Origin of the sequence: Megasphaera massiliensis, from assembly GCF_000455225.1 — a bacterium.
GTDB lineage: Bacteria > Bacillota > Negativicutes > Veillonellales > Megasphaeraceae > Megasphaera > Megasphaera massiliensis.
On the sequence record NZ_HF954535.1, the window covers coordinates 167595 to 182470 of the forward strand.

General features: G+C 49.9%; 14 protein-coding genes. 2 read left to right on the forward strand and 12 right to left on the reverse strand.

Features of this window, described 5'->3' with window-relative positions; all coding sequences use genetic code 11:
• Window positions 1-54: 54 nt before the first annotated feature.
• The 12 genes from TX77_RS02715 to TX77_RS02775 form a co-directional block, all read right to left on the reverse strand.
• Window positions 55-699 carry a histidine phosphatase family protein gene (locus TX77_RS02715; protein WP_044503281.1) on the reverse strand — a complete coding sequence of 215 codons (645 nt, stop codon included), beginning with the start codon at window positions 697-699 and terminating at the stop codon, window positions 55-57.
• Between the two features lie 12 nt (window positions 700-711).
• Entirely contained in the window at window positions 712-2304 is a 1593-nt protein-coding gene (gene serA / locus TX77_RS02720; protein ID WP_044503282.1) for a phosphoglycerate dehydrogenase, read from the reverse strand.
• A 40-nt stretch (window positions 2305-2344) separates the two neighbouring features.
• Window positions 2345-3418, reverse strand: coding sequence for a 3-phosphoserine/phosphohydroxythreonine transaminase (gene serC, locus TX77_RS02725; protein WP_071822288.1), 1074 nt, complete (start codon window positions 3416-3418; stop codon window positions 2345-2347).
• A gap of 478 nt (window positions 3419-3896) precedes the next feature.
• Window positions 3897-6182 carry an adenosylcobalamin-dependent ribonucleoside-diphosphate reductase gene (locus tag TX77_RS02735; RefSeq protein ID WP_044503284.1) on the reverse strand — a complete coding sequence of 762 codons (2286 nt, stop codon included), beginning with the start codon at window positions 6180-6182 and terminating at the stop codon, window positions 3897-3899.
• Between the two features lie 142 nt (window positions 6183-6324).
• Window positions 6325-7278, reverse strand: coding sequence for an alpha/beta hydrolase (locus TX77_RS02740; RefSeq protein WP_044503285.1), 954 nt, complete (start codon window positions 7276-7278; stop codon window positions 6325-6327).
• A gap of 9 nt (window positions 7279-7287) precedes the next feature.
• Window positions 7288-7665 carry a dihydroxyacetone kinase phosphoryl donor subunit DhaM gene (gene dhaM, locus TX77_RS02745; RefSeq protein ID WP_044503286.1) on the reverse strand — a complete coding sequence of 126 codons (378 nt, stop codon included), beginning with the start codon at window positions 7663-7665 and terminating at the stop codon, window positions 7288-7290.
• Between the two features lie 19 nt (window positions 7666-7684).
• On the reverse strand, window positions 7685-8305 hold the full coding sequence (dhaL, locus tag TX77_RS02750) for a dihydroxyacetone kinase subunit DhaL (RefSeq protein WP_081651680.1): 621 nt from the start codon (window positions 8303-8305) through the stop codon (window positions 7685-7687).
• A gap of 15 nt (window positions 8306-8320) precedes the next feature.
• On the reverse strand, window positions 8321-9310 hold the full coding sequence (gene dhaK / locus TX77_RS02755) for a dihydroxyacetone kinase subunit DhaK (protein ID WP_044503288.1): 990 nt from the start codon (window positions 9308-9310) through the stop codon (window positions 8321-8323).
• A 114-nt stretch (window positions 9311-9424) separates the two neighbouring features.
• On the reverse strand, window positions 9425-9961 hold the full coding sequence (pyrR, locus tag TX77_RS02760) for a bifunctional pyr operon transcriptional regulator/uracil phosphoribosyltransferase PyrR (RefSeq protein WP_044503289.1): 537 nt from the start codon (window positions 9959-9961) through the stop codon (window positions 9425-9427).
• A gap of 4 nt (window positions 9962-9965) precedes the next feature.
• Entirely contained in the window at window positions 9966-10883 is a 918-nt protein-coding gene (locus TX77_RS02765) for an RluA family pseudouridine synthase (protein ID WP_044503290.1), read from the reverse strand.
• A gap of 9 nt (window positions 10884-10892) precedes the next feature.
• Complete coding sequence (lspA, locus tag TX77_RS02770; RefSeq protein WP_044503291.1) at window positions 10893-11330, reverse strand: signal peptidase II; 438 nt, start codon at window positions 11328-11330, stop codon at window positions 10893-10895.
• Window positions 11331-11452: 122 nt separating this feature from the next.
• Complete coding sequence (locus TX77_RS02775) at window positions 11453-11617, reverse strand: DUF362 domain-containing protein (protein WP_014015850.1); 165 nt, start codon at window positions 11615-11617, stop codon at window positions 11453-11455.
• Between the two features lie 553 nt (window positions 11618-12170).
• On the opposite strand from TX77_RS02775, the gene TX77_RS02780 reads away from it, so the two are divergent.
• Together TX77_RS02780 and TX77_RS02785 are read left to right on the forward strand one after the other, a co-directional pair.
• Entirely contained in the window at window positions 12171-12851 is a 681-nt protein-coding gene (locus tag TX77_RS02780) for a response regulator transcription factor (RefSeq protein WP_044503292.1), read from the forward strand.
• Entirely contained in the window at window positions 12835-14313 is a 1479-nt protein-coding gene (locus TX77_RS02785) for a sensor histidine kinase (RefSeq protein ID WP_044503293.1), read from the forward strand. The genes TX77_RS02780 and TX77_RS02785 overlap by 17 nt, the downstream gene beginning before the upstream one ends.
• Window positions 14314-14876: the final 563 nt, after the last annotated feature.

The window sequence follows — 14876 nt, forward strand, 5'->3', positions numbered from 1 at the left end:
GATAGCTGCTTCCTTCCTCTGTAAATATACTTTAACTACCTCGCTGCGATAGTATTATAACCCTTTTTGTTCAATACCACTGAACAAATACCCCATATGATTCGTCGAATTGAGCAGGACCAAACGCCAGGTCCCATCCTGCCATTCTAAGACGTTGATGCAGGTATTGTCCTGCTTGATCTGCCAAAAATGGCTTAAATCAAGGCCCAGAACGTCACAAATGATGGCCTTGTTTACGGCATCGTGAGCTGCCACCAAGACCGTCTTGCCTTCATATTTCTGAACGTAATCATCGAAGGCCGCCCGGACACGGCTGCGGACGTCTTCCAAGGACTCGCCGCCCTTGCCCGGCATGGTGACCGTGTGAGGCGCCGTATGCCAGCGCTGAAATTCATCAGGATACTGAGCCTTGATGTCATCAGCCAGCCGCCCTTCCCAATCACCGTGATTGATTTCAAGGAGGCGATCATCTTTTAAGACCGTGAGACCGTGAAGCGCCGCACAGAAAGAGCAGGTCATGTAGGACCGTTCGAGCGGACTTGAAATAGCCACGTCAATGGGCGTATTCTTTAAGCCGTCAGCAACCATGCGGCCTTGGAGCTGGCCCCGTTCGCTGAGGTGCGTGTCTTCCTGTCCCTGGTAGCGGCCTTCAATGTTCCATTGTGTTTCGCCGTGGCGAATAAGTATGATGCGTACCATAATCTTCCCCTTTTAGTGTGTGTCACAGTGAATGAGTTTAATGTCGAGAATCCCGTTGATCGAGCGGAGCTTGACCATGATGTCGTTAGGAATATCATCCTGGACGGCAATGGCCATGATGTTGTTGCCCGTCGTCGTCATGCGGCCGACCTGCATGCCCATGATGTTGATATGAGCCTGGCCGAGGATGGTCGAAATCTGACCGATCATATTCGGCTGGTCGACGTGGGGTACGAGGAGCAAGTAGCCTTCCGGTTTAAAGTCGACGCGGTATTCATCGATCTGAACGATTTTCGCTTCCGTCCCATTGAACAGGACGCCGACAATGGCGTGTTCGCCTTTATTGGTCCGAACGCGGACAGTAACTGAGTTTACAAAGTAGTTGTTGGACTGACTGTTGATTTCCTTAACGGCAATGTGGCGCGTCTTAGCCACTTCAGAAGCGTTGACGTAATTGACTGATTCCTGCAGGATGGGATTTAAAGCCCCTTTAAGAACGGCCGTCGTCAAAAGGCGCGTTTCCGTATCGGCCAGTTCGCCCGTATATTCGACTTCGATTTCCTTCATGGGTGCATCGGCCAAATATACGCCTAAATTCCCCATCCGTTCCATGAGGTCGAAATAAGGATGGATAACGTTGTAGACATGAGGCGGAACGGGAGCCATATTGACAGCCGTAGCAACGGGTTCGCCCTTCAAGGCTTCCATGACGCCTTCGGCAACGTCAACGGAAACACCGATCTGTGCTTCTACGGTCGAAGCGCCGAGATGCGGCGTGATGACGACATTGTCCATACCAACGAAGGGATTGATATCCGTCGTAAGCGGTTCCGTCGGAAATACGTCGATGGCAGCGCCGGCTACGTGGCCGCTCTTCAAGGCATCGGCCAGGGCATTGATGTCGAGGACGGCACCGCGCGAGACGTTGATGACCCGCACGCCATCTTTCATCTTGGCAATTTCATCCTTACCGATAAGGCCTGTCGTTTCCTTGGTCAGCGGCGTGTGCATCGTAATGTAGTCCGACCGTTCGAGAAGGGTATCTAAATCGACGGGTTCAACGCCGAGTTGTTTAAACCGTTCTTCGGGAATATACGGGTCATAGCCGATGGTCTTCATTTCCATGGCCTGCATCCGTTTTGCAATCCGCGAACCGATGCGGCCGACGCCGATGATGCCGAGAGTCTTATTCTGGAGCTGAATGCCCGTAAAGGTCTTGCGGTCCCAGTTGCCGGCCATCAGGGAATTATGAGCCTGCGGAATGTGGCGGGTAATGGCCATAATCATGGCGCAGGTGTGTTCCGTCGCCGCTAACGTATTCGACGTCGGCGTATTGACGACGACAATGCCGCGAGCCGTAGCACTCTTCAAGTCGATGCTGTCGACACCGACACCGGCACGGCCGACGACTTTCAGTTTCGTTGCGGCGGCGATGACCTTTTCCGTAACGTGGGTCATCGAGCGGGTAATGAGGCCGTCGTATTCGCCAATGCAGGCGATGAGCCCTTCTTCATCGAGATTTTTCTTAACGTCGACTTCGTAACCATTTTCACGAAGGAGCTCTACGCCCTTCATCGATACGTCATCGCTGACTAAAATTTTCATTTTCGTATCCCCCTATAGATCCTATTCCTTATATACAATATTAATGCTTTTTATGGAAATCTTTCATGAAATCCGCCAAGGCCCGGCAGCCTTCTTCCGTAACGGCGTTATACAGAGAAGCCCGGCAGCCGCCGATGGAGCGGTGCCCTTTGATGCCGATGAGATCCTGTTCGGCTGCGGCTGCGACGAACTGAGCTTCCAATTCCGGTGTCGGCAGGTTGAAGGTAACGTTCATCAGACTGCGTGAATCTTTCGCGGCATGGCCCCGATAAAAGCCGTTGCTTTCATCGATGGCGTCATAGACGAGGGCTGCTTTTTCCTGATTGCGCTTCGCCATGGCCGAGAGGCCGCCGTTACGATCAAGCCAGTGAGCGACTTTATTGACGAAGTAAATATTGAACACCGGCGGTGTATTATACGTTGAATCATGATCGACGTAGGTCTTATACTGCATCATGACCGGCAAGTCGCGGCAGACTTTTTTCAAGAGATCATCTTTGATGATAGCTACGACGACGCCGGCAGGACCGACATTTTTCTGAACACCGGCATAGATGAAGTCAAACTGCTTGATATCGACGGGACGGCTGAGAAAATCGCTGGACATATCGCAGAACAAAGGCACGTCGAAGGAAGGAAAACTCTTCCACTGCGTCCCGTGAATCGTGTTGTTCGACGTCATATAGACGTAGTCCGTATCCGCTTTTACGACGAAGCTCTCCGCTTTGGGAATATAAGAAAATCCCTCAGCCTTACTCGAAGCGACTTCATAGGTTTCGCCGAAAAAGGACGCCGCTTCCATAGCCTTATTGGACCAGACGCCGGTATTCAAATACCCGCCGCGATTTTTCAGGAAATTGGCTGCATGCATGGTAAACTGCATACTGCCGCCGCCTTGGATAAAGACGATATGATAATCATCCGGAACGACCAAGAGCTTCTTCAGCATGGCCACCGTATCATCCTGCATAGCTTGATAGGCGGCACTGCGATGACTGATTTCAACGATACTCATACCGGTTCCATTGAAATCGAGAAATTCATCTTGCACTTCTTTCAGTACTTCCAAAGGCATTGCCGATGGACCGGCATTGAAATTGTACACTCTTTTCATGTTTCTCCCCCTCTTATGAAGCGAAGACCGCAGGGAAAGTCTTCTGCTATAAAAAAAACTCCCGTCCCATCAAAGGGACGAGAGTTGTATTCCCGCGTTGCCACCCAACTTGCCTTTCGGCCAACTTGTACCGCTGTATCGGGCGTACCCGTCAAATTCATCATTTGCAGCTCCGGAGCGGAACGCCTTACAGCCATACTGCCTCGCACCGACCGGCAGCTCTCTGAAAAGACCCGTAATTTGCTTCTCTTTCATCGCTTTCTGTAAAATTATGTATATTATAAACATAATGTCCCAGTCTGTCAATACTGGCTTTAGTAAAAAAACATTTACGCCCTTTACAGACTGCATTCTCATCCACACAAGGAATTTTTTTAATAAATGGTTCCCCTCATCTCAGCCTATAGGATCGATACGACATCATAACTATAGTGGGATGACGCATCGATTTTTGGGGCGATGAGCCCTCCCACTTACCTTAACTGCATTTACTCCAGCCGCAGTTCTTGCAGGTATTGCAGCCGCCTTCGAAGGTCAAAGGTTCGCCGCACTGGGGGCAAAGGATGCTTTCAGCCGTGACTTTCTTTTCAGCTCTCGGGCGGACCGGAGCTTTTTTCACCGGTGGGGTATGACCGCTGGCGACGGATTCTGTCTGCTGCAGTTCCTGCTGGACTTCATCGAACATGTCGAGGAGGGCATTGCCGACGGCCATGGGGCAGCACGAGCCGCGGCTGGTATCACCGCGCGTCACCCGGCGGACCGAATAGGACGGGCAGTTCCCCGTCGAATTGAGCTGATCGACGATGGTATAAATATCGATGCCGGCACGGGCGCTGATAGAAATCATACGCGACAGGCCGATCATGAAGTTATTGCAGCCGCCCGTAGATCCCTTACTCAAATACGTTTCAAGCAGAGCCCCGGTCTGGGGATCAAAGAAGGCCATGCAGTGCAGGCTGCCGCAGCCCGTAATGAGCTTGCGCTTCTTGCCGATGACGTTGTCGTCGATGCTGACGATTTCACCGCGTTCGAGGCCTTCGCCGGCCGTCGGTACCGGTTTTTCTTCTTCATGCGTCGTCAGGATGCCGGCCCGTTTGCAGCCGTCACGGAATAAGGTCAGGCCCTTGCAGCCGTTTTCATAGGCCAAGAGGTAGAGGTTTTCCGTATCTTCGACGGTGAAGCTGTTGGGTACATTGACTGTCGAACTGATGGACGCATCGATGTGACGCTGCCAAGCAGCCTGCATGGCGACGCGTTCGCGGTAGTCGAGGGTCAAGGCCGTGACGAAGTAATCCGGCAATTCGCCGTCATCTTTCAGCTTACGGGCCTTCATATACCGTTCCACGATAGGCGTATAGACTTTGTAGTACACGTCCGTCCCGTGAAGGGATTCAGTTTTTCTTTCGTAGAAATTGGCATAAATCGGTTCAATCCCGCCGGATATGCCGAGCATCGTCGACAAGGTTCCCGTCGGCGCGATGGTGAGCAACTGGGAATTGCGCAGGCCGTATTCCTTTACCTTTTCAGCCGTTGCATCCGTCGTATTGGCTTTAAAATACGGTGTGCTCATGATTTCATCGATATGGCATTTAGCAAAGGCACCCCGTTCGTGTGCCAGATCCGCCGAAGCGGCAATGGCCGTATCCGCCATGGCAAAGCCGATATCATGGCAGAAATCAACGGCATCCTTACTGCCATAGGTCAGTCCCATCTGAATAAGCATGTCACCAAGTCCCATGATACCGAGGCCGATCTGGCGCCAAGCCGTAACGCTTTCCCGCTGTTCTTCCAAGGGATGGAGGGGAAGGCCTTCTTCAAGAACGTCATTTAAAGCGCGAACGGCGATGACGACGCAGCGCTTGAATTCGTCAAAGTCAAAGGAAGCATTCGGCGTAAAGGGGGATGTTACGAAGTTTGCCAAGTTGAGGCTGCCGAGGAGGCATGAACCACCGGCCGGCAAGGGTTCTTCGGCACAGGGATTGACCCCGGCAAAGGAGAATTCCGGCGTATTGGCCAAGAGGTTCCACGACTTGATGCGGTCCCAAAAGAGGGCTCCCGGTTCGGCATAATCCCAGTTCGTTTCAGCAACGAGACGGAATACATCAGCTGCGTTGACCAAGCTTTCGATGACCTGCCCCGTTTCTTTACGAGTAAAGTGCAGGCGGAACTGCTTATGCTCCTTGACGGCTTCCATGAATTCATCGCTAAGGCGAATCGAAATATTGGCCTTCGTAACTTTATCAAGGTCCGTTTTAAGCTTAATGAAATCCAGCACGTCCGGGTGAGCACAGTCGATGGAAATCATCAGTGCGCCGCGACGCCCGTTCTGGCCGATAAGTTCCGTAACCAGCGAATAGAGAGTCATAAAGGAAATGGAACCGCTCGTTTCTTTAGCCGCGTTGTTGATGCGGGCGCCTTTGGGACTGAGCTGAGAAATATCGATGCCGCATCCTCCGCCGTAGCTATAGGTGCGCGCCAGTTTCCCGGCCCGGTCGAAGATGCTTTCAATACTGTCTTCCGGCGGTGTCATGACGTAGCAATTGGATAAGGTTATCTTTTTGCCTTCGCATTCCAGTCCGCGGTTTGCCAAGATGCGGCCGCCAAAGAGAAACTTTTTTTCTTTGATCAAATCAGCCACTTCACTGTCGCCGCCACTGATTCGTTCAAGCCAGTGGTCGAAAGTTTCGCCATCATCACAGTATTTATTCTTCCAAATATCGAGTCCCAGCTGATTGTCACTGCCGAGCCATTCTTGTTCGTTCATTCCATTTCCTCCTCCAACAATGTATCGTAGACATACAACCGCCATCTACCATATCTAGTAGATGGCGGAAATGTACTATACTAATAATAGTCGGGTATCGAAAAATAGTCAAGTATCGGAAATGCATAGATCCAGACATTTTTTAGACTGAATCGGCATCCTCTTCTAAGAATTGGCTCAAAACACGCATATATTCACTTTGATCGGTCTCAATGCCAACAGCATGAGGAGATCCTTCAAAAATATGAATTTCCTTCTTAGGACTCGTACAGTTGTCATATAAACTTCTGGCGGTCTTCACCGGAACCAATTCATCCTCACTACCGTGAAGAAAAAGTACCGGGACTTTCATCCGTTTTACAGCCTGGGCCGGTTCCAGGGACGACACCATTTTATGGGTATGGTAGAACATGGCCGCCTGGAAGAAGGGATCGAGAAGGTTATATCCCCAAATAGCCCGTTTGTCACCGACGGCTTGCCATAATTTTTCCCGGCCGAGGGAGATGATATTGCCATAGGCACTGTCGGCGACGACAAAGGATACATCCTGACCGTATTCACTGCCGGCGTACAATAAGGCCATCGAGGCGCCAAGGGAAATACCGTGCAGACCGATGGTCATCTGCGGATCGCGGTTTTGCAGCCACTGACACCACATCAGTAAGTCATCGACTTCGCTTATCCCCCATTCGGTGTGGTCGCCTTCACTTTCACCATGGCCCCGCAAATCGATGAGCAGAATGTTATAACCCAGGCGGCGGTATTCATCCATGTAGGGCAGACACATTGTTCTATTTTGGTACAAACCATGGATGAGGATAACCGTCTTGTGTGAGTCGCGGCGATTTTCAATATAGGTCCCGCGCAGGATTTTTCCGTCCGGCGCATTGACCCGGACCGGTTCCCAATCCCGTTCCCGTTCCCATTGACGGATCGTCGAAACGTCGCGGCTGTGATTTTCAATCCCCAGTATCTGATCCCACGGTGCATCGTAAAATTCTTCGTAGGCCATATTGCCGATATACATGCCGACACCGGCGACGAGAACGGCCAGACAAATAAAGATGAGGGAGAGTCGTTTAAAAAAGTGTTTCATCGTGACTGCTTACAACTTCCTATCCCGGCTGGATTCTACTTTTTCCTGCATGGCCGAAAGAGGGGTGCCGCCGGCCGCTTCAATAGCGGCAATGACAGCGCCTTCGATAAAAGGGCAATCCAAGAGACGGATTTTCCGATCGTCCATGCTTTCGGCCACCATTTCAGCCGTCATGACGGCGCTGCCCATATCCATGATCAAGGCTACCCCATCCCCTTGATCTGCCCCTTCAACGGCAGCACTGATTTTTTCAAAACTCGTACCGAGACTACCGTCTTCGAGGCCTCCGGCAGCCTTGACCGGCGCATCCGGTGCCATCATAAGGGCGAGTTCCGCCGCCCCTTCGGCAGCTTTCTGACTATGTGAAACCAATACGACTCCTACCATTTTCTTCAACTCCTATATCTTATGCCATTTCTGCCAAGACCTGCAGCAAATAGAGTGCCGATGTCGCCCCCGGGTCTTGATGGCCTACACTGCGTTCGCCTAAATAGCTGGCCCGCCCCTTCGTAGCAATAATGGTCTTGGTATATTCTACCCCTTTTTCAGCAGCAGCGGCTGCATCTGTCAGGGCTTCTTTTAAAGATTTGCCGGCAGCGACATCATCCTGCAAGGCTTTTAAGGCCGGGCACAAGGCATCGAGCATCGTCTTTTCGCCTTCTGTCGCCTTGCCGCGCATCTTAATACCGTCTACAGCAGCCTCCATCGCTTTGACAAAGGCCGGGCCATCGAGTTCCGTCAAGCCCTTGCAGGCCATACCGGCTTTCATGAAGGCCGTTCCATAGAGCGGCCCCGAAGCGCCGCCGACCGTCGACACGAGTTGCATACCCACGCCTTTAAGAAGAGAACCGATATCACCGTCACGCAAAGACGGCAGTTTCTTTTCTACGGCTGCAAAGCCTCGTGCCATATTGATTCCATGATCCCCATCGCCAATTTCATTGTCGAGCTGGGTCAAAAAGTCTTTTTCTGCTTCAATCTTCTTAGCCATTCCTTCGATGATGGCCGCCATCTGCTTCGTATCCAACGAAATCATCCCCTTTTATTTTTTCCAAGCCAGTGTATCTGCCGGTGCGTCATAGAGGGCTTTCATGTCATCGTCCAAGCGCAGGAGCGTCAAGGAAAATCCTGCCATTTCAATGGAGGTCATGTAGTTGCCAACCATCGTGTCATAGACATGGACGCCCTGCTCTTTGAGATAGTCCTGTACAAAATTATTGACGATATACAGTTCCATAAGCGGAGTGCCGCCCATGCCATTGACCATAACGACGACATCCCTGCCTTTATAGTCGAGGTCGGATAAAATTTCATCGATGAGCATCTTGGCGATTTCATTAGCCGGACGCAGTTTCTCCCGATGAGTCCCCGGTTCACCGTGGATGCCGATTCCGATTTCCATTTCGTCATCGGCTAGTTCAAACCCCTGCTTCCCCGCTGCCGGAACAGTACACGGCTCGATAGCCATGCCCATGGAACGGACGTTGGCAACGACCTTTTCGGCAACGCCTTTTACGTCTGCCAATGATGCCCCCTGTTCCGCCTTGGCTCCGGCAATCTTATGGACGAAAACGGTACCGGCTACACCGCGGCGACCCGTGGTATACAGACTGTCACGAACGGCGACGTCATCATTGACAACGACATAGTCTGCCGTGATGCCTTCATCGGCGGCCATTTCAACGGCCATTTCAAAATTCATGATATCACCGGTATAGTTTTTAACGATACAGAGAACGCCTTGCTCCGTGGCCACGGCTTTAATACCTTCCAGTACCTGGTCCGGTGTGGGCGACGTAAATACCGTACCGGCAACGGCACCATCGAGCATCCCCGCTCCGACATAACCGGCGTGGGCCGGTTCATGACCGCTTCCGCCGCCGCTGACCAAGGCAACCTTGCCTTCTTTTTTATTGGCTCTCACGACAATCGTACCGTAATCGAGTTTGCGCAGCATCTTCGGTGCCGATTTGACCAAACCCTGAATCATTTCGGCTTCGACACTATCGACATCATTTAAAATCTTTTTCATCACAACCCCTTCTTTCTGAATATATAGCAAAACGTATGTTTTTTCTTAAGTATAGCATAAATAAAGGGGAAATCAATAAAAAAAGACTGCCGCAAAGCGGCAGCCTCTGGGCCTTTATTTCGTCAATTCCCGCAGAATAACGCGATCCTGTCGGTCCGTTTCCTTTAATTGAACGGCCACGTCTTCTCTACGTGACGTCGGTACATTTTTGCCGACGTAATCGGCCCGAATCGGGAGTTCTCGATGCCCTCTGTCGACGAGGACGGCAAGCTCGATGAACTGCGGACGCCCCAATTCCATGATGGCGTTTAAGGCCGACCGGACTGTCCGACCGGTAAACAAGACGTCATCAACGAGAACGACGGTCTTGCCGTCAGCATCGAACTTACTGGCATCGGTAATAGCAATGGGACTCTTGCGGCCATCGTCACGGTAGGCCGAAATATCCAGATCGTAGACCGGGACCGTTCGCCCTTCGATGGCCGTCAGTTCCTGCCCCAGTCGCTTGGCTAAAGGAACTCCTCGGGTATGGATTCCGACCAGGATCGTACTGTCGAGGCCTTTATTATGTTCAATGATTTCATGAGCAATACGGCGAATGGCCCGCCCCATCGCTTTTTCATCCATGAGCAGTGTCTTTTCTTTCCACATACTGTCACTCCTTCTGTTCGGCCCGCTTCAGGCATTCGAGAAAATCGTCCGGCGCCGGGGCTTCAAAGTGCATCAACTGTTTCGTGACAGGATGAACTAAGTCGAGCGAATGGGAATGAAGTGCCTGCCCGTCAATGGGAAAATCATCTTTCTTATACCCATATAAGGGGTCATTTACGACGGGATGATGGATATAGGCCATATGAACGCGAATTTGATGAGTCCGCCCCGTCTCCAGTTTACATTCCACCCAGGTATAGTCACCGTAACGTTTGAGGACCCGGAAATGAGTAACGGCCTCGCGGCCGCCCTTAAAGGTCACCGCCATCCGTATGCGATCCTTCGGATGCCTGCCGATAGGAGCATCGATAACACCCTTTTCTTCGGAAATATTGCCATGGACCAAGGCCCAGTAGGTTCGGTGCGCCGAATGGGCCTTTATCTGCTCGGCAAGGCCTTTATGAGCCTCGTCAGTCTTAGCCGCGACCATGACTCCTGACGTATCCTTGTCCAAACGATGAACGATGCCCGGCCGGATGACGCCATTAATGCCGGACAGTTCCCCCTGACAGTGGTAGAGCAGGGCATTGACCAATGTCCCGTCAAAATTCCCGGCTGCCGGATGAACGACCATGCCTCGTGCCTTATTGACGACGATGATGTCCTTATCTTCATAAACGACATCGAGGGGGATATTCTCAGGCTCCACATTATATTCTTCCTGTACGTCTAACTGAGCGCAGACGACGTCGCCTTCACTCAAACGATAATTAGACTTTGCCTGCTTATCATTTACAACAACGTCTTCACCTTGGATGAGCTGCTGCGCATAGCTTCGCGAAACATCGAGGGCTGCCGCCAAATAGACATCGAGGCGTTTTCCCTTCGCTTCTGCTGTAATAACAAATTCTTTATGTTCCATTTTTCAACCTCATTTATCCGACAGATGCGTCCAACTATACCATAACAATAAAGCCACACCGACGACGATGCCGATGTCGGCTACATTAAACACCGGCCAGATTCTAAAATCAAAGAAATCCGTCACGGCACCGGCAAAGGTCCGGTCGACAGCGTTGCCCAAAGCTCCTCCTAGAAGCAGTCCGGTTCCGCCGGAAACTACAGGATGTTTCGGCATTTTCTTTCGAAAAATACCGTATAAAAGGAATAAAATAAGGGCAATAATTAAAAAAAGCCACTGTTGATGTTCTAAAATACCAAAAGCAGCGCCTTTATTCAAAATATAAGTAATATGAAAAAATCCCGGGATAACCGGAATGGATTCATGAAGGGCCATTTCCTGCTGCACAACAAACTTCGTGAGTTGGTCGACAAAGGCGACGGCCAAGGCAATGCCTAATACATACAAGGTAAATTCCTCCTACTATGTAACTTACAGTCACTTTATTTTAGCATAGGACAAGGATACAATTCAATAAAAAAAGAGACATGCCAATACATGTCTCTTTTCTTATTGAATTGCCCTGGCAATTATTCAGCAGAAATTGCGCCGGTAGGACAAGCGGATTCACAAGCGCCGCAATCGATGCAGGAATCAGTTACAACGTATTTCGTTTCGCCTTCTTCGATAGCGCCCGTAGGACAGGTGCTAGCGCAAGCGCCGCATTTTACGCATTCGTCGGAAATAACATGCATATTTTTCACCTCCCAACATCAATTTTCGGGGTAACCCCCGTCGTCTGTTCCATTATTGCACGAATCCAAAAACTTGTCAATGAATACCGAAAGGGTGAAGATATAGGTATTTCCTAGCTTTTTGGCATAACACAAAATATTTTTCTCAAAATTTATTCAAAATCATAGTTCATCGTCATTATTGCACCCATAGAAAAAAGCCGGCGAGGGGGGCCGGCTTTTTCTTATTGCAAGATATCATCGGGGGAAGACAATATCTCAGCAGTTGAAGAAATAAGATAAGGGGTGTTCGAGGGGTGTAATGAACAGACTTAAATCTCCAACATCTCGTAGATGATCTCTTCTACACTTACTATCATAACAGGTTCTCGGAAAAAGTAAATGCCTAAACATTAAAAAGAGATTAAATTGTTGTGACTTTTTTGTGATAATGTCCAGGTGAGCGATACAAAAAAGACATAAGTCGATGGTACAAAAGAGAGAGGATATACGTTATAATAGAAAGTATATAAGTAAACGGGGTGTAAAACTACTTTTGATCGGAGGTTTTTATATGCCTGGAAACACAAGTATTTTGATCGTTGAAGACGAAAAACCAATCGCTCGGTTCATCCAAATGGAACTGGAGCACGAAGGCTATGACTGCGGGATTGAGTATAACGGCGCCGCCGCCTTAGACCGCATTTGCCAGGAACGCTTCGATCTCATACTCCTCGACATCATGCTCCCCGACATCGACGGACTGAGCATCTGTAAACGAACGAGAGAGTTATCGAATGTTCCGATTATGATGCTATCGGCAAGGGATGATATCGAAACTAAGGTCTACAGCCTGGACAGCGGGGCCAACGATTACCTGACGAAACCCTTTAACAGCAAAGAGCTCTTTGCCCGTATCCGGGCCCTTCTGAGAGAACGTCGCCAGCTTGAAAATCAAGAACGATATCTCCATCTCCGTGAAATGACGGTATTTGTCGACCGCCATGAAGCCGTCATCGGCCCTCGGAAAATCCGCTTCTCGAAGACAGAATTCGAGCTTCTCGTCTATCTAATCGTGAATAAAAATATCGTCTTATCGCGGTCGCGTATTCTGGAAGAAGTCTGGGGATACGGCTTTGCCGGTGATACGAACATCGTCGACGTCTATATCCGTTATCTTCGCGGCAAACTCGGTCCTGACTACCGCAACTATATCCGTACAGTTCGGGGAGTCGGCTATGTGGCAGAAGATTAATCGCTGGCTTATCCGACAAGTTCTTATCGCACCACTGCCCATCTTTGCCAAGATGGTCCTGCTCTACTCCGCCATCGTCTTCTTCATCCTGCTGACAGTATCCGTCGCCACTCTTACCAGCATTCATTATATTATGAACAACGCCTTGCGCGATCAACTGATGGATAATGCCGAAGCAGCCGTGCACTATTTAGATACGTATGGAAAAGTCGATACGACCATCTTCGTCCAAGCCAATATACCGCCACAGATGAATTTACAAATCTATGACGGTGCCGGCCATCTTATCATCGACAATGGGCCGACTCACGCCGTTCGAAAACTCAGCGACCGTTATATCGACGACGCTATCAGTACGCCTGAAGAAAACCCCTTGCCTACGAAGGTCCAAGGGAATGAAGCTTCAGAATTCTCCTATTACCGTCTTTGGACAAATAAACAGGGAATGAATTATTACCTCCGTTTTTCACAGCGACCGGATAAAGAAACGAACTTCATCTCCCTCCTGTCCAAACAGCTGTTAGCCTCCATCCTCATCAGCCTCATTCTAACCATCGTCACCGGCATGTACTTCATGAGAAAATCATTGGCACCGTTAAAGGTCATCAATGACACCGTAAAGACCATCGAAGTCAACCGCCTCGACAACCGAATTGCCCTATCGGACAATAAAAATGAACTCCACGACTTAGCCGTAACCATCAATCAGGCCCTAGACCGAATCGAATACGGCTACAAGAAGCAGCAGCAGTTTATCAGCGACGCCTCTCATGAACTTCGGACACCCATTACGGTCATCGCCGGTTATGCCGATCTCCTCGACCGCTGGGGAAAAGAAGATCCGGCCGTCCTCAACGAAGGCCTTACCGCCATAAAATCCGAAACGGATTATATGAAGCAGCTTACGGAACGACTGCTCTTTTTCGCCCGTTCCAATAACGGCACTCTTATCAAACACTTTACGGAAATCGACACGGCCCAGCTGCTGCAAGAAGTTTACAGCGAAATCACCCTTATCGATAAGGAACACGACATTCGCCTTACCGATAACGATAAGGCCGTCATCATCGCCGAACCGGGAAGTGTCAAACAGATGCTCCGCATTTTTATCGACAATGCCATAAAATACACACCTGCCGGTAAACAAATTACCTTATCCTGCCAAGCTGATGAAAAAGAAGTAATCTATCGCATTGCCGATACGGGCATCGGTATCCCGGAAAAGGATTTAAACCGCGTATTTGAACGTTTCTACCGCGTCGATTCATCGCGAACCAAAGCTACGGGCGGATCGGGTTTAGGACTGTCTATCGCCCAATACATTGCGAAGGCCAACAAGGCTGAAATAACCTTGAAAAGCAAGGTACATGAAGGCACGACGGTTTCGGTCATCTTCCCGTTAAAGAATGGCGATAAAAACCTTGGCAGTGATAGTGAAGAAGCGACACGAAAGCTGTCTTAAGGAAGGAAAACAACTTTATACGAAAGATTTACTGCCATCAGATGCTAGGCTGATGGCAGTTTTTATGTTTGGGAATGATGTTCTGGGAGCAGGGTAATTTAAAGGAAAGAAAGAATTTTTAAAGGTAGAGGAGCCTGATGAAGGATGACTGCTCGCCTTCGGCATCCATCGGTAAAGAAGCCTCATAGGTAAGAATAACTGGAACTAGTTGCCTGCGGCTTTCTGATTAAGGGCTGCCACCTAGTTCCGATAGCGGCAGTCTTGTCGCTTACAGCATCCGGTCACAAAGTCGCACACATCGTTCTGATAACGGCAGTCTCGTCGTCTTCGACATCCGTCAAAAAAAGCTGCTTCGAGACTCCCCCACCCACTCCGAAGTTTCACTTCGGAGTAAGCGACTCACGAAGGTTTATGCGTCGCTTTTCCAGAATTATCTGATTCCAGATTCTCTCACCCACTCCGAAGCTCTGCTCCGGAGTAAGCGATTCAGTCAATTTTATGCGTCGCTTTCGCTCCTTTAAAATTGCTTCTCTGCTTAAACCTGCTTCTCTGCTTAGACATAC